Here is a 14,647-nt window from a genome sequence, read left to right on the forward strand (position 1 = left end):
ACGTGGCTTATTATGATAAAGAGCATAGAGATAAAATAGATTGTTTCAACGATATGTGGTCAAAACTTGACGATATAGAGGAATTAGCTAAAACTTATCAAATTGCAGATATAGCGCAAGACAACAATTTAAAGCTGCTGCAAACTTTGGTGCTATTCGATTTTGACAATCAGCCCGGTAGAGAGGGGAGCGATGCTATTGATAGATACGGTCATGCTTGGGAGCTTAAAACGGTTAATATAGATCTTACAAGCAGCTTTTCAACAAATCATCATACAAATTTAGAGCGTATCAATGTTTTTAGGCAAGAACGGTGGCTATTTAGTTCATATAAAGGAATTATACTACAAGAAGTTTACGTTGTAAATCCTCGACATCTTGAGACATATTTTTCAAAATGGGAACAGAGTGTTAAAGAAAAAATCGCAGCAAACATTGAAAATGCACATTTGAACAACCCTAAAATACCTCTCAAATATGTTAAAGAAGTCGGAACAAAAGTATATCCTATTTCTACACCTCTTGACCCTGCTGAAGTACTTAAAACCTTGTAGGCAAAGGGAATGTCTTGTAAGGCATTCTCTTTGCCTATATTAACAAGTCCTGCTTATCCATTATCTCATTAAAATATTGATTTGCCATTTCTACATTGTCAGCAAACCTAAACACACTACTAGCTACATACTCAAGGTTAAAGTCAATACTCAACCATTTTCTCCCTAAACATTCAGATGCTTGTCCCGTAGTATTTGAACCGCTAAATATGTCAACAACGAGATCGTTTTCATCCGTCAACATCTTAATAAAAAATTCTGGAAGCTTTAACGGGAATCTGGCGGGATGCCCTTTTATACCAATTATTTTACAGTATCTAAGATACTGACTATTACTTTCACTATTGCTAATTTGCAGCAAATTTGAGGGAATTGCTCCACCATTGTTTTTTGCCCAAGACTTCATTCCCATTACATGTCCTGATGGTCTAACTGTACCCTCCTGTTTCACAAAATCTTGAGGACGCTCTATTAGATTTTTCATTCGCGATGAATATGGGACAAGCACATTCTTTATATTAGATTTAGGACTATTTGTTTTACTAAACCACCATACGGTATTTACAGAAGTTTTACACCTTATCTTTCTTTTATTTACCCATTCAATAGGGGTAGGCAAAGCAGAAGGATTATGCCAATAGAAATCTTGCGCTAATTTATATCCTAATTCGTCACACATTCGTATCATAAATCTAAACGGATATAATGCCTTTATTGGTTGCCCTTTTTGGTATGCGCCACCAATATCAATAACAAAAGACCCCGTATCTTTTAGCTTACTATGTGCAATAGAGCCAAATTGCAAAAGCCAGTCCACATATTCGTTTTGCGCTACTTCGCCATAGCTTTTATGCCTTTGCAAGCTAAAAGGCGGGGACGTTATAATTAAATCTATACTATTATTTGATAAAGTATGTAGTATCTCTAAACTATCACCTTGAATACATTTACCTAATTTTGTAGAATATCCAGCCATATAAACACCTCAATAATGCTCAATTATATCTTCTACACCACATTCAAAGTAGTTGCATAAGCGGTCAATAATATCCATTGATACTTGTTCGCCGCGTCCCATTTTGTCCATAGTTGATTTAGAAATCCCAGTTGCTTGCATAAGTGCCTTTTTTGTCATTTCCTTATCAATCAACAATTTCCATAATGGTTTGTAAGAAAAAGACATATTTATCACCTCATTTAAAATATAGCACAAAAGTATTTAGAAGTCAATATTTTTATATTTATTTCTCGGGATATTAAATTGTGATAGCAAAAACAGAAAAACCGTCAAGGATAAAATGCACGCTTGCGCGTCCTTGACGGTTTTCTCTGCCTTTGCTGTTGGGCAGCTAAGAGAGCACAATCGGATAAACCGCTTACGCTCTCAATTCATTATGGAGTAATACGCGATAGAGTGCTTCTTTCGCTTGATTTAAGCGCATTTCAGCGACGATAAGGAGAGGGGGAAGGTTTTATACTCCCACCTTTCAAAATGGCGTTCTATTGCGTAACATAGCAAATGATATTTCTTTATGTCGCTATTTCCCTTCTATTTCCCTCCATTCCGACGGCTCTGCCGCTTTGCTCCAAAGGAGAGGGATTAGGGAAAGGATAGGAAGGGAATCGGTATTTGATTGAATCCGTATTTGATTTTTCTTTAGTTAGTTATATCTTTATTTAATTGCGTTGGATTTTCCAACGTAGGCTTTTCCAACATAGGGAAAACCGAGATAGACGGTCTATGCTCCCTCGGATAATTACCATCGTTTTGTTACGCAGTAGAAAGGTGTTTTTGAGGAAAAAGGTATAATTCCCTTGCCAAGCGAGAAACGCGCCCGCAAAGCCGCCTGTATCAATGCTTTTTCAGCCCCTACTGCGTAACAAAGGGCATGAAAAAAAGCGGGCAAGAAACGATTTGTTTCCTACGCGCCTTTTTCTACACCCTGCATGACAGCTACCCTATTTCAGTTTGTCGGTTGATACTGTTTTATAAGTAGCTACCCTTGGGGTCATCTTTTTCTATATCGTTTTTTACAGTGTCTTGCCTGTCAGCATCTCGTATCCCTGTAAGTAGATATCGATTGTTTTCTGTACAACGTCCTGCGGAAGTGTCCAGTTGTTATCCGGGTTCGCTTTCAGCCAGTCGCGGGCAAACTGCTTGTCAAAGGACGGCTGTCCATGTCCAGCCTCGTAGCCGTCAGCCGGCCAGAAGCGGGAGCTGTCCGGTGTGAGCATCTCGTCGCCAAGTACGATGTTGCCGTCTTCATCCAGACCAAATTCAAACTTGGTATCCGCAATGATGATGCCACGGGTTAAAGCGTAGTCAGCGCACTTTTTATAAAGAGCGATGGTATAGTCCCGAAGTTTTGCGGCATATTCTTCGCCTTTGCCCGGGAAATATTTCTCCAGGTGAGCAATGCTTTGTTCGTAGGAGATGTTCTCATCGTGCTCACCGATCTCAGCTTTGGTGGACGGTGTGTAGATTGGCTCCGGAAGCTTATCGGACTCTTTGAGACCTTCCGGAAGACGAATGCCGCATACGGTGCCGTCTTTCTGGTAACTTGCCCAGCCGCTGCCTGTGATGTAGCCACGGACGATACACTCAATCGGAAGCATGTTGAGCTTCTTGCACATCATGCTGTTACCGTCAAACTGCGGCTGGCGGAAAAATTCCGGCATATCTTTTACATCTGCGGAAATCATGTGGTTTGGCAGGATATCTGCTGTCATATCAAACCAGAACTTGGACATCTGAGTCAGTACAGTACCTTTCTTTGTGATCGTATTGTTTAAGATCACGTCAAAACAGCTAATACGGTCTGTGGCCACCATAATCAGGCTGTCGCCGTTATCGTAGATTTCACGTACTTTTCCTTCTTTGATCGGTTTCATTTCTCATACCTCGCTTATCTGATTTCGTTTTTGTAACTATTCAGCCATGCGTGAAGATTTAGCTGCGAATCTGAGCCGTATGACTGAATCGTTGCCAGTTTGTAGCTTTCATATAATAGGATAAGCAGAAACGATTAAAAAAGCAATCCTTTTTCTGGTTATTTTTATCGAGTCAGTTTTAATATACAACATGAGCGCTAAATAAACAGGTACAAGGCAGAGGCATGAGAAATACGATCTGCCTTGTAGGAAAGCGTAGAATATTATAAAGTCTTTAAAAAATTAAGCAGGGCGCTGTATTGTTCCGGACTAAGTTTTGCTGCATAGTCCAACAGTAGTTTTTGGCGTTCTGTAATATGAATAGTGTTTCCATCATCCTCAAGGAAAAACTGAGAAAGCGTAAGACCGAATGCATCACAAATTTTAATAAGTGAGGGAATTGTAGGCAGCATATTTTTACGATACCAGGTAGAAATCGTAGACTGAGTCAGACCGGATTTTTCAGCTAACTGATATTCGGACCAATTGCGTTCTAGGCAGAGCCAGGTTATTTTGTCTAATACATTCACAAGAAACACCTCCGAAAATGTGAGTCAATATTTTACCCAAAATTCAAATCGAGTCAATCAAAGATCTCAGAAAATACCAAAATAGTATTAAGCATTAATTCATTATACTGGAAATCTATATTGCAAAATGGTACGATAAAACGTATAATATTTTTATAAACCTAATGAAAATTTGAGAAAGGAAATGGGTGGAAAGATTTAATAATACGGCTCAGTTATTGACATGACTAAAGAAGTTTTTACGCAGTTAAATAATATTTTGATAGAATATTGTTCCGAATCAATCCACGATATGCTTCATGTATATCGTGTTTTATCATTTGTTTTAGATATTGCCCAGAATGAAAAAGAAATTGTTGATATGGATATTTTAATTACAGCAACACTTTTACATGATATTGCACGTGAAGAGGAAAGATTAGATCCATCTGTTTGTCATGCTAAGCGAGGTGCTGAGCTTTCAGAAAAAATTTTAAGTGAATTTTCATATACATCTGTACAAATCTCTCATGTTCAAGAATGCATCCGAACACATCGTTTCCGAGGGATGGAGCGACCAGAAAGTATTGAGGCTAAAATATTATTTGATGCAGATAAATTAGATGCGACGGGATGCATAGGAATTGCACGAACACTTATGTATAAAGGTATTATAGGAGAGCCTTTGTATTCTTTTGATATGGATTCTTTGGCAATAGATTATGATTCTCCTTCATTTATTCGAGAATACAATTGTAAACTTTCAAAAATTGGTCAACAATTATATACAAAACGGGCGCTGGAATTATGGGAAATGCGAAATAGTCATGCGCATAAGTTTTATGAAGAATTGCTTTTTGAAATACAAGAGATATCTGTGTTAAAAAATTTCCGTGAAAAATTGAACTAATGCAAAAGAACATATTGGTAAAAGAACTGTATATAAAATAGACTGCCAATCATTAAATGGCAGTATGTTTTGCAAATTGACAAAATTTTAGGGAGTATTCCAAAATGGATCTGTTGACAAATTAAAGAGAAATGGCTTCCTGTATGGTATACTTATTATATCCATTGCAGGAGGCTATTTTCCCAACAAACTCACTTTTTCAGTGTTTATTTCTGCATGTTTTCTTGAAATGCCATAAAACAGCTGGTAAATTCGGTTATTTAAACCGCTTTTACCAGCCGTTTTAGATTTAACGCCGTTGCCGATAAGAGGCATTCTTCTATCGCTTTCTGAAGGCCTCTTTTCTGGATTTTATTTAATTTATGTCCTCGTTTTAAAACTGCGAATGTTCCTTCTGCCCATATCTTCCTAAGCCTCATGACTCTCAGATAATCACTGGTCCCTACTTTCTTGCTATTTCGATAAAAAGAGGGATAATAAGCACTCGCATTGATTCTGACTGTACCGAGATCTGTGGCACAAGCTGAAAAATTCGGGCAGTTTTTACATTGTTTTTTTGAACGGCTATATAAACGGTAATAGTTCTCCGTTGACTTTTTATAAATTAATTTCTGAAATGCTAAATATTCTCCCTGTCTACATACAAAGCGGTCTGTTTCTTCCTCATAACAGAATCCTTTTTCATTGCATTGTTCTGATATTCACGTATCGCTGTATAACCTTGGACCCCTAATAACTCCAGCCCTCTGTGTACCGCTCCTATATCATATCCGCCATCTAATCCAATTTCCTGATAGTTTACAAGGCTGTCCTTTCAAATGTTCCAGGATAATATCACTTTTCCTCTGGTTAGCTGGATAACAGTCCACCCCCGTAATAATGCCATGCCTGGTACCCACTGTCATCTCCGTCAGATAACCCAGCCCCTTTTTACGAGCCTGGTGGATATAACCATACTCTGGATTTGTCCGCTTTGCTTTCCCATCATAAAAAATGACCTCCTGCAATTGATATAATAAGTATACCATATAGAAAGCCATTTCTCTTTAGTTTGTCAACAGGTTCATCTTGGGATACTCCCATAGTGATGGCTGTTGTAATCTTTCCAAATCAATCCCCCACCCCAAAATCGGTATTTTCATAAAGCACTTCGATGGATGGATCGTGTTCCAGTTCGCGGTATTCCTCCAGAAACCATTTCACCAGTTCTTCATCCCTTTTCACATCGGTGGAATTGTTGGTGAACACATTGATAGTGCCGAGCTTAAAAAACTGTTTTAAAAGTCTGATATCGTTTCGGATCATCTCTTTTGTCTGCCCCTGGATGCCGACCATCAGGCAAGGGGAGTCAAAGTAACGGCTCAGTTCCTCGGCATCACGAAAATCAGCGTGTTTATTCAGGTAGTGCTCCCGAAAATGATAGTCAAAAGTTTCGGCGCCGGTCTTGTATACAATCGGGATGCCGAAAAATTCTCTCATTTCATCCAGGCGGCTGCGGTAGATCCAGTGAGCCTCAAAAAACAGCTTTTGGATGTGCTTTTCCCGAACGACGGTACGGATGTCGGTAAGCGTTTCCTTTGGAAGCTCAAAACAGCTTCCGGAGTTTATCACTTCCAGTACGCCGAACTCTCCGGTGACGTGGGAGAGCACGTCCCGGTTTAGGGTAATCATCGACTCCCTGTCTCTGGAATTGTCCTCAATATAATCACAGAAGCGACACTTGCCCCAGGCACACGGAAGAGCTTTCAAAAGTACAATCTCCCGCTTATTTTTATTGGTGATCTTACTATATCGATCCATAAGTACGGTCTCCTTTCTTTAAAACAGTCAATACGGAAACGGGTAAAATATGCAGGACTGTCAGAGACAGGGCCAGCATGACGGTCCGGTCAATAAAATCGGTAACAAGCTGTACGCAAAATACGCTTACAGTAAGATTCAGTCCCAGATGATGAAAGAGTTGTACCATGACTGTGGAGCCGGATGAGGTAATTCCTTCAAATAAAAATGCCGTAATGCAGGAGGAAACAATCGTTCCCGGTAAAGTAACGACAAACGCATACAGCGGAATCCGGTATTTTCCGTTCCGAAATGATTTTTCATAGAAAAAGAGTCCGGCGGTCAGTCCGGTGAGGAGCTGGACCGGAAGATAAAACAGGGAATAAATATCCGTTGTCATTCCGGTCAGAATCCCACTTAAAAATCCCGGAACCATTCCGTAAAACGGACCGAACAAAATGGCGGCAAGGAAGGTTCCCAGTGTATCCAGATACAGTGGAATCCGGATCAGAAGGGCAAGATTTGCCCCGGCAATATTCAATACAGCGGCCAGTGCCAGAAACGACATCTGAAGTACAGTCAGTTTTTTCGGATATCTCATACTGTCACCTCCCCGGAAAGAATCTGGGGAAGAATCGATTCCGCCTGTGCCGGATTGGCACCGAGTACCTTACAGAAAAACATCAAGAAGAAGCGATAAGGATCTGTCTTGGTGAGAATGTGACTGTTATGTGGTTTCTTCCAGATTTCGTGGTCATCCACCAGTGTCTGTCCAAAGCTTAAGCCCTCTGTCTCCACAGAGGTGTAGGCGTCAAAGCCATCGCAGAGAGAAGGATCGGCAAAATAAGCAACAGCCAGCGGGTCGTTGATGACACATCCGATGATGCCCTCCTGTTCCCAGTGGAAATCCATATAGAACCGGGTGATCGATTCCATTACGGAACCAAGATGCGGATTGATCCGTTTCATGTAGGCTGCAAGATTTGGCGTCAGGACAATTTTACGTGTCACATCCAGTCCAATCATGTGGATCCTTTTTCCGGCAAGTTCCGGCAGAGAAGCATAGGCTTCATAGACAACGGCGGCGGCGTCAGGATCGCACCAGTAGTTATATTCGGCTACAGGGGAACAGTTTCCGTGGGCTTTGTATGTACCACCCATGGACACAAGATTATGAATACGCGCAAAGGCGTCCGGGTACTCCTGTCTGAGTCTGGCAAGATTTGTCAGTGGACCGAGCGCAATGACGGAAACATCGTCCTGTGACAGTAGAATGTCGGCAAGAAAACGGACAGCATCGCCCTTGGCCTGTCCCACTGTGGAGTCGGCTAGCCCTGATTCGCCAAGCCCGTCCCGGCCGTGGGTATCCATGGCATCGACATAAGGACGAATAAGCGGGGTTTCTTCCCCCGCATAGACTCCAATCTCTGTACGATTCATAAGTTCAAGGATTTTCAAAGCGTTTTTTACGCCCTTTTCGACGGGAACATTCCCGCAGACAACTGTGATCCCGACAACATCAAGTCCTGGAAGGGACAGAGCGAGCATCAGTGCAAGCGCGTCGTCGATTCCCGGATCGCAGTCCAGAATTACTTTTCGTGCATTCATTCTCCAATCTCCTTTGTATGTTTCATTTGAGATACTTGGTTTTTTATACTGGGAAGTTCACGAACCAGTCCGGGCGAAACACCCGATTGTATAAATGCAGAATCTAGTATAGCAGAAGACAGGTGGAAAGGGAAGAGAAACTTTCCACCTGCAGAGAATCTCTTAATTTAAGAAATAGATACCAAGATTCAGATATCCGGCAAATGTGATCCATAAAAGATAAGGGATCATCAGAGCTCCGGCGGTTTTGGAAGCCGACCAGAAGAGCCGGATGGTCTGGTAGACCAGAAGCCACAGTGCCACAAGCCAGATAAAGGAAAACAGGTAAAGATTAAGGTTGAAAAAGAGAATCGGCCACATAAAATTCACGGCAAGCTGGATACCATAGGCTTTCAGGGCAATATCGTCTGGTTTTCCGGAGGTTAGAACCAGATAGGACGCAATTCCCATCAGCACATAGAGAATGGTCCAGACGACAGGAAAGAGCCAGCCCGGTGGTGAGAGCGGCGGTTTGTTCACCATCTCAAAGGTCTCCATGCTGCTCTGAGTCAAAAGAGCGGACAGTCCGCCGACGAGAAGTGGTATGGCAATACAGATTATTAGTTTTTTCCATTGAATTTTCAAATCATCACCCCCTAGTACTGTATGTGAAAAACGTCTGTTTTATTCAGAAGAGCAAAAATGGCACATACATAAGTTATGAGACTGATGTATGTGCCAAAGAAACTATATAAACTTTTTGGAGGACATGTCTTTTACGGCCAGATCGCTCTCGCTGATTTTGCGTCAACGACGCGTTTGAGCGCGATCAGGTAGGCGCCCATGCGGAGTGTCGTATGCTTCTCCTGAGCCAGATCCCACACGGATGCGAAAGCAGCATCCATGATTTCCTTGAGCTTCTTGTTGACTTCATCTTCTGTCCAGCTTACGGACTGGATGTTCTGTACCCATTCGAAGTAGGAGACGACAACGCCGCCGGCGTTTGCAAGAATATCCGGTACGATCAGGATTCCCTTTTCGGCGAGAACCGGGTCGGCTTCGGAGGCGACCGGTCCGTTTGCGGCTTCAACGATCAGTTTCGCCTTGATCTTGTCTGCGTTGTCTGCATTAATCTGGTTCTCCAAAGCGGCAGGGATCAGGACAGTGACATCCAGTTCTAATAGTTCTTCATTGGAAATATGGATCGTGCCTTCTTCGTTGAAATCTTTCAAAAGGTTTCTGCGGTCTGCGGCAAGATAAGCAAGGATTGCTGGAATATCCAGGCCTTCTGGATTGTAGATACCGCCGGACACATCGCTAATGGCAACGACTTTCATTCCAGACTGATAAAGCAGTTTTGCGGTGACACTTCCGACATTTCCGGCACCCTGGACAGCGACGGTTGTACCCTCTGCCGAAATGTCGAGTTTGCCGAGGATATTGTGTGTTGTAAACATTACGCCGCGTCCTGTTGCGTCATTTCGTCCAAGTGCCCCGCCAAGTTCGAGAGGTTTTCCCGTGACAACGCCGTGGATACAGTGCCCTTTCAACATGCTGTAGGTATCCATGATCCAACCCATCACAGCCGCGTTGGTTCCTACGTCCGGCGCCGGGATGTCCTGCTCCGGTCCGATCAGTGGAGCGATGGCAGCTGTATATCTTCTTGTGATCGCGCGGATTTCGTTTTCGGTAAGCTTGGTCGGATCGCATACAACACCGCCCTTACCGCCGCCGTAAGGGATATTTACAACGGCACATTTGAAAGTCATCCAGGCGGCAAGCGCACGGACTTCGTCCGCGCTAACGTCTGGATGGAAACGGATTCCGCCTTTTGCAGGTCCGCGGGAAGTGGAATGTTGGATTCTGTAGCCCTGGAATACGTGGGTCGTTCCGTCGTCCATCCGAACCGGAATGGAGACTTTGAGTTCTCTTTCCGGATACTTAATGGCTTCGATATCGCTGTCGCTGTAGCCAAGAATATCAGCGGCCTGCTGTACTACCTGGAGTACGTTGTCATAAGGATTGTACGTCTGATTCATAATGTTTCTCCTTCTTTCTTGATCGTTCTATTTCGGCTGGATTCCCAGCTTGTTTTCAATATAGGCAAGTTTCACACAGAGTATTAGGATGTCCATAGCCTGGGACAGCTCCCCTACGGAAGGGTAGGATGGCGCGATCCGGATGTTGCTGTCTTTCGGATCCTTTCCATACGGATAAGAAGCTCCGGCTCCCGTGAGGGTCACACCGGCTTCTTTGGCAAGTGCTACTGTGCGTTTGGCACATCCCGGAAAGACGTTTAAAGAGACGAAGTACCCGCCTTTCGGATGGCTCCAGGAGGCAACGGGAGGGCTTGCTCCCAGACCGTCTTGCAGTTTTTGAAGAACAATGTCGAATTTTGGCTTCAGCAGAGCTGCAAGTTTTGTCATGTGGTTATGAATATTCTCCGATGTGCCGAAAAACTGTACATGCCGGAGTTGATTTAGCTTGTCGTGACTGATCGTCTGAGCAGACATATGCCCAAGCAGTTCTTTTACATTGTCCGGGCTTGATGCAATAAGCGATACGCCGGCGCCAGGGAATGTAATTTTCGAGGTGGAGAAGAAGTAATAGCACCGGTTTGGATATCCGGCCTTCTCACAGGCTTTCAGAATATTTTTCAGAGGAACTTCCTCGTATATATGATGTACTCCATAAGCGTTATCCCAAAAAATACGGAAGTCATCGGCTGCGGTCGTCATGGATGCCAGCGTGTCTACGGTTTTGTCACTGTAGCATACACCCTGAGGGTTCGAGTGGAGCGGCACACACCAGATTCCCTTGATTTGTTCATCTTCTTTCACGAGCCTAGTTACCAGATCCATATCTGGACCGTCGGAAAGCAGTGGTACTGGAATCATTTCCACGCCGAGTTCCTCGCAGATAGTAAAATGACGGTCATATCCGGGAACCGGACATAAGAATTTGACCGGGCGACCTTGTGCACGCTCATCTGCCCACGGTTTTTTCCCTTCTGTTCCAAAGAGCAACAGGAACGCAAGAGTGTCAAACATTAAATTCAGGCTTGCGTTTCCGCCCATAATGATCTGGTCTGCGGGAATATCAAGAAGATCGCCGAAGAGACGGCGGCACTCCCCAATTCCCTGCAGGACGCCATAATTTCTTGCGTCAGTGCCGTCCGCCAGTGTATAGGATTTGGGAAATTGGAGCAGTTCCATGGAAAGATCCAACTGTTCCGCGGACGGTTTTCCGCGGGACATATTCAGATGCAGGTCTTTTGTCTGTTCCTGTTTATAAGTGTTCCAAAGGGAAGAATGAAGATCTTCCAGATCTTCTTTGGAAAGTGTTGTAAGAGATGCCATGATCGTTTCCTCCTTGTTTCTGCCCTTATTATAAAAATCCAGCCTGAAAAAAACAAATATTTATATCTATATAAACTTTATAAGCTAAAAGTTATATAGAAGAATAGTATACAGAAAAATTCTGGAAAATAGGCAAAATTGTTTTGAAAAAAATACAGTTATCGAATATGATATAAATAAAAGATTATAGAATCTATATATACCCCTTATGAAAAGCTTATAATTATTGCTGCAAAGAAGGGGTGCAGGGCGTATGAGAGGAGATGGGAACGCCATGGAAGAAGAGAGAAAAAGAGAATGGTGCTATAGGATGATGACCAGTGATCCCAGACTTGCAAGAATGATCTTGACTTACTTTAACGAGGATGATTTTCAGAGGATTGAGGATCATAAGACCGGAGACGGCGTCATCGGCGGGAAATCTTGCGGATTTCTTCTGGTGGAGAAAATGATGGAAAAGCTTCTTCCTGAATACAGAGACAGATGGGAGCCATGTCCGTCCTGGTTTGTGGGGACAGGGATTTTCTGTCAGGTTCGTGATGGGAGACCGATTCGGGTGTTTGCGGAGGAGTTTCGGAAGATTCTCGACTATTTCGATGGCGCGCCGTTTATTGTGCGTTCCAGCAGTCTGATGGAGGACGGGTATGACAATGCGTTCTTTGGAAAGTACGAGTCTGTCTTTTGTGCTAACCAGGGTGCCAGGGAGGACTGTCTGGAGGCGCTTCTTTTGGCGGCTGGCCGGGTCTATGACAGCGTAAAGAATCAGGAGGCCATGGAGTACCGGAGAAAATGGCATCGGCCAGACCAGGAGGAGCAGATGGGTCTGCTGATTCAGAGAGTCGCGGGGGAACGGATCGGCGATCTGTATTATCCAGCGATTGCCGGTATGGGATGTTCCTACAATCCTTATAAATGGATGGAGCATATCAACCCGGAAGCCGGGATGCTTCGGATGGTGGCAGGACTCGGGACAAGGGCTGTTACGAGAACTCCGGGGGATTATCCAAGGCTTGTGGGATTGGACTGCGCCCAGGGTAATCTCTGGGGATCGGTCGGGGAGAAGCACAAGTATTCCCAGCGCCAGGTGGATGTGGTGGATCTGGCCAAAAAGGAGGTTTGTACAAAGCGGCTTTCGGAACTTATCGATGGGATGCCAAAGTCATACCGGAGGCTGATCCTGGAGCGGGATACGGATGCGGAAGAGATGCTTTCAAGGCGGGGTGATTACAGGAAGATCTACTTTGCGGACTGCCAGGGAATGGTGGAAGACCGGATTTTTATTCAGATGATGAAGAGACTGTTAAAGAGCCTGGAGGAGAATTATCATCAGCCGGTAGACATTGAGTTTGCCGTCAATGCCGTAGGGGACAAGGATTGGAGCGTCACTCTCGTACAGTGTCGACCGTTACGTTCCGGAATTTCGGATCAGGTTAAGATACCAAAAGACGTGGATGAGGAGTTTTTGTTTGATGTGCGCCGGACGTCCATGAGACGGTCTAAGGAGCAGAAACTGGATTATATTGTTTGGGTGGATCCACAGGCTTATTATGAGTATCCATATAAGAAGAAACCGGACGTGGGACATGTAATAGGAAAGATCAATCACTATCTGGAAGAGTCAGAGGAGAAAGCACTTCTTCTGGCTCCGGGGAGAATCGGGACTTCCTCACCGGAGCTCGGCGTCCCGGTGTCCTATGCGGACATCAGTAGTTTTGGCGCCATCTGTGAAGTGGCCTACGGAAAGGCCGGATATCGCCCTGAGCTGTCGTACGGGAGCCATATGTTTCAGAATTTGGTTGAGGCGGACGTCTACTACGGCGCTATCAACGAAAATAGTAAGACAAGAATCTACCGGCCGGAGATTCTGAAAGCATATCCTGAAGTGATGACGGAGCTCGTAGGAGAGATTACACAGGAATTGCTTCATATTATAAAAATATTCCGGGTGAAAGAGGCTGCCATTCTTTATCTGGACGCGGCGGATGGACGGGCTGTCTGCCGGCTGATAAAGACAGAAACAAAAGAATGAGAAGGGGAAAACGATGAAAGAAAATATGTTCGCGAACATGGATTATGTCTATGAGGTATATAAAGAGGGGAGTTTTTCCAAGGCGGCGGCCAATCTGTACATCTCACAACCGGCGTTGAGCGCAACGGTGAAGAAGATCGAAAAGAAAATAGGGATGCCGCTTTTTGACCGGAGCACAGTCCCTGTTCAGTTGACAGAGTGTGGGAAGAAGTATATGAAAACGGCGGAAAAGATCATGGATCTTGAGGAGGATTTTCAGTGTTATGTCGGCAATCTCAATGAACTGCGGACAGGGCGGCTCACGATCGGAGGAACGTATCTCTTTATCTCTTTTGTACTCCCGCCGATTGTCAAGAAGTTCAAGGAACGTTTTCCGAAGATTAAGCTGAATCTTGTGGAGGCAAATACCTCCCAGATTGAGAAGAAACTCTTCTCTGGAGAGATTGATCTGATGCTGGACAATTATCCGATGGATGAGGAGATCTATGATAAGAGGTTCTTTATGAAAGAAGCTTTGCTTCTGGCAGTTCCTGCCTCCTTTGAGAGTAACAAGGCAGCCGGTGCCTGGGGGATGACTTCCGAGGACATCAGACAGAATGTTCATCTGAACCCTGAAGTCTATGGCGTTGCGCTCAAACTGTTTGAGAACGATCCATTTCTGATGCTTCGCTCCCATAACGACACTCGGGAACGGGTAGACGCCATTTGCAGAAGAGCGGGATTCACGCCAAAAGTAGCCTTTAAGATGGATCAGATCTTGTCGGTACTATCTTATACAGAAAGGGAAATGGGGATTTCGATTGTGAGTGATACGGTAGTGAAAGGATTTCCTTATAACCGGAACATGATTTATTATAAAATCGATGACCCGGCGGCTCAGAGGAACGTTTACTTTTACTACAGAAAGAATAAATATTTCACAAAAAGCATGGCAGAATTTATGAAAGTTGCTGTGGAAGAGAAGGCAATTATAAACAAAAATATATAAA

The 14,647-nt window shown here is 43.9% G+C and carries 16 protein-coding genes and 1 riboswitch; of the genes, 4 read left to right on the plus strand and 12 right to left on the minus strand.

Annotated features, from left to right (window positions below; translation table 11 throughout):
* Positions 1-2: 2 nt before the first annotated feature.
* A complete protein-coding gene (locus AOA56_RS07520) occupies positions 3-554 on the plus strand; it encodes a PDDEXK family nuclease (protein ID WP_024733770.1) in 552 nt (183 codons plus the stop codon).
* Positions 555-588: 34 nt separating this feature from the next.
* On the opposite strand, the gene AOA56_RS07525 is transcribed toward AOA56_RS07520, so the two are convergent.
* The 4 genes from AOA56_RS07525 to AOA56_RS07540 form a co-directional block, all read right to left on the minus strand.
* The gene (locus tag AOA56_RS07525; RefSeq protein ID WP_024733769.1) at positions 589-1,530 is read right to left on the minus strand and encodes a DNA-methyltransferase; all 942 of its coding nucleotides are present in this window, start codon (positions 1,528-1,530) and stop codon (positions 589-591) included.
* Positions 1,531-1,539: 9 nt separating this feature from the next.
* Positions 1,540-1,737 carry a helix-turn-helix domain-containing protein gene (locus tag AOA56_RS07530; RefSeq protein WP_024733768.1) on the minus strand — a complete coding sequence of 66 codons (198 nt, stop codon included), beginning with the start codon at positions 1,735-1,737 and terminating at the stop codon, positions 1,540-1,542.
* 848 nt (positions 1,738-2,585) lie between these two features.
* Entirely contained in the window at positions 2,586-3,446 is an 861-nt protein-coding gene (locus AOA56_RS07535) for a phosphoribosylaminoimidazolesuccinocarboxamide synthase (protein ID WP_024733767.1), read from the minus strand.
* Positions 3,447-3,709: 263 nt separating this feature from the next.
* Positions 3,710-4,015: a helix-turn-helix domain-containing protein gene (locus tag AOA56_RS07540; RefSeq protein ID WP_053769311.1), complete on the minus strand. Its 306-nt coding sequence runs from the start codon at positions 4,013-4,015 to the stop codon at positions 3,710-3,712.
* Between the two features lie 223 nt (positions 4,016-4,238).
* Here AOA56_RS07540 and AOA56_RS07545 point away from each other — a divergent pair, with 223 nt between their 5' ends.
* Positions 4,239-4,904 carry an HD domain-containing protein gene (locus AOA56_RS07545; RefSeq protein WP_053769312.1) on the plus strand — a complete coding sequence of 222 codons (666 nt, stop codon included), beginning with the start codon at positions 4,239-4,241 and terminating at the stop codon, positions 4,902-4,904.
* Positions 4,905-5,164: 260 nt separating this feature from the next.
* On the opposite strand, the gene AOA56_RS16725 is transcribed toward AOA56_RS07545, so the two are convergent.
* From AOA56_RS16725 to AOA56_RS07580, 8 genes are all read right to left on the minus strand, one after another.
* Positions 5,165-5,605 carry a transposase gene (locus AOA56_RS16725; RefSeq protein ID WP_082349900.1) on the minus strand — a complete coding sequence of 147 codons (441 nt, stop codon included), beginning with the start codon at positions 5,603-5,605 and terminating at the stop codon, positions 5,165-5,167.
* A 63-nt stretch (positions 5,606-5,668) separates the two neighbouring features.
* Positions 5,669-5,932 (minus strand): hypothetical protein, encoded by a 264-nt coding sequence (locus tag AOA56_RS07550; protein ID WP_156316918.1) that lies wholly within the window; start codon positions 5,930-5,932, stop codon positions 5,669-5,671.
* An 82-nt stretch (positions 5,933-6,014) separates the two neighbouring features.
* Positions 6,015-6,704 carry a radical SAM protein gene (locus tag AOA56_RS07555; protein ID WP_053769314.1) on the minus strand — a complete coding sequence of 230 codons (690 nt, stop codon included), beginning with the start codon at positions 6,702-6,704 and terminating at the stop codon, positions 6,015-6,017.
* On the minus strand, positions 6,691-7,284 hold the full coding sequence (locus AOA56_RS07560; RefSeq protein ID WP_053769315.1) for an ECF transporter S component: 594 nt from the start codon (positions 7,282-7,284) through the stop codon (positions 6,691-6,693). The genes AOA56_RS07555 and AOA56_RS07560 overlap by 14 nt, the downstream gene beginning before the upstream one ends.
* Entirely contained in the window at positions 7,281-8,291 is a 1,011-nt protein-coding gene (locus AOA56_RS07565; protein WP_053769316.1) for a nucleoside hydrolase, read from the minus strand. Before AOA56_RS07565 ends, AOA56_RS07560 begins: the two co-directional genes overlap by 4 nt.
* Positions 8,292-8,320: 29 nt before the next feature.
* A riboswitch (PreQ1 riboswitch) is annotated at positions 8,321-8,365 on the minus strand.
* An 88-nt stretch (positions 8,366-8,453) separates the two neighbouring features.
* Positions 8,454-8,915, minus strand: coding sequence for a TspO/MBR family protein (locus AOA56_RS07570; protein ID WP_082349902.1), 462 nt, complete (start codon positions 8,913-8,915; stop codon positions 8,454-8,456).
* Positions 8,916-9,046: 131 nt separating this feature from the next.
* On the minus strand, positions 9,047-10,309 hold the full coding sequence (locus AOA56_RS07575) for a Glu/Leu/Phe/Val family dehydrogenase (RefSeq protein ID WP_053769317.1): 1,263 nt from the start codon (positions 10,307-10,309) through the stop codon (positions 9,047-9,049).
* 27 nt (positions 10,310-10,336) lie between these two features.
* Positions 10,337-11,629 carry an aspartate aminotransferase type Ic gene (locus AOA56_RS07580; RefSeq protein ID WP_053769318.1) on the minus strand — a complete coding sequence of 431 codons (1,293 nt, stop codon included), beginning with the start codon at positions 11,627-11,629 and terminating at the stop codon, positions 10,337-10,339.
* Between the two features lie 253 nt (positions 11,630-11,882).
* Between AOA56_RS07580 and AOA56_RS07585 the strand changes: the two genes are divergently transcribed.
* Both AOA56_RS07585 and AOA56_RS07590 read left to right on the plus strand, forming a co-directional pair.
* Positions 11,883-13,658: a PEP/pyruvate-binding domain-containing protein gene (locus tag AOA56_RS07585; protein ID WP_048621075.1), complete on the plus strand. Its 1,776-nt coding sequence runs from the start codon at positions 11,883-11,885 to the stop codon at positions 13,656-13,658.
* A gap of 13 nt (positions 13,659-13,671) precedes the next feature.
* Positions 13,672-14,646 (plus strand): LysR family transcriptional regulator, encoded by a 975-nt coding sequence (locus AOA56_RS07590; RefSeq protein WP_238117745.1) that lies wholly within the window; start codon positions 13,672-13,674, stop codon positions 14,644-14,646.
* Position 14,647 lies beyond the last annotated feature (1 nt).

It is taken from the genome of Sellimonas intestinalis (genome assembly GCF_001280875.1).
GTDB classification, from domain to species: Bacteria; Bacillota; Clostridia; order Lachnospirales; family Lachnospiraceae; genus Sellimonas; species Sellimonas intestinalis.

What these genes read in the sequence shown, in the direction of transcription:
- AOA56_RS07550 (WP_156316918.1), bottom strand. Translation starts at nt 5,932, where the DNA reads ATGGTATACTTATTATATCAATTGCAGGAGGTCATTTTTTATGATGGG.
- AOA56_RS07560 (WP_053769315.1), bottom strand. Translation starts at nt 7,284, where the DNA reads ATGAGATATCCGAAAAAACTGACTGTACTTCAGATGTCGTTTCTGGCA.
- AOA56_RS07590 (WP_238117745.1), top strand. Translation starts at nt 13,672, where the DNA reads ATGAAAGAAAATATGTTCGCGAACATGGATTATGTCTATGAGGTATAT.
- AOA56_RS07565 (WP_053769316.1), bottom strand. Translation starts at nt 8,291, where the DNA reads ATGAATGCACGAAAAGTAATTCTGGACTGCGATCCGGGAATCGACGAC.
- AOA56_RS07555 (WP_053769314.1), bottom strand. Translation starts at nt 6,704, where the DNA reads ATGGATCGATATAGTAAGATCACCAATAAAAATAAGCGGGAGATTGTA.
- AOA56_RS07530 (WP_024733768.1), bottom strand. Translation starts at nt 1,737, where the DNA reads ATGTCTTTTTCTTACAAACCATTATGGAAATTGTTGATTGATAAGGAA.
- AOA56_RS07535 (WP_024733767.1), bottom strand. Translation starts at nt 3,446, where the DNA reads ATGAAACCGATCAAAGAAGGAAAAGTACGTGAAATCTACGATAACGGC.
- AOA56_RS07580 (WP_053769318.1), bottom strand. Translation starts at nt 11,629, where the DNA reads ATGGCATCTCTTACAACACTTTCCAAAGAAGATCTGGAAGATCTTCAT.
- AOA56_RS07585 (WP_048621075.1), top strand. Translation starts at nt 11,883, where the DNA reads ATGAGAGGAGATGGGAACGCCATGGAAGAAGAGAGAAAAAGAGAATGG.
- AOA56_RS07545 (WP_053769312.1), top strand. Translation starts at nt 4,239, where the DNA reads ATGACTAAAGAAGTTTTTACGCAGTTAAATAATATTTTGATAGAATAT.
- AOA56_RS07525 (WP_024733769.1), bottom strand. Translation starts at nt 1,530, where the DNA reads ATGGCTGGATATTCTACAAAATTAGGTAAATGTATTCAAGGTGATAGT.
- AOA56_RS07575 (WP_053769317.1), bottom strand. Translation starts at nt 10,309, where the DNA reads ATGAATCAGACGTACAATCCTTATGACAACGTACTCCAGGTAGTACAG.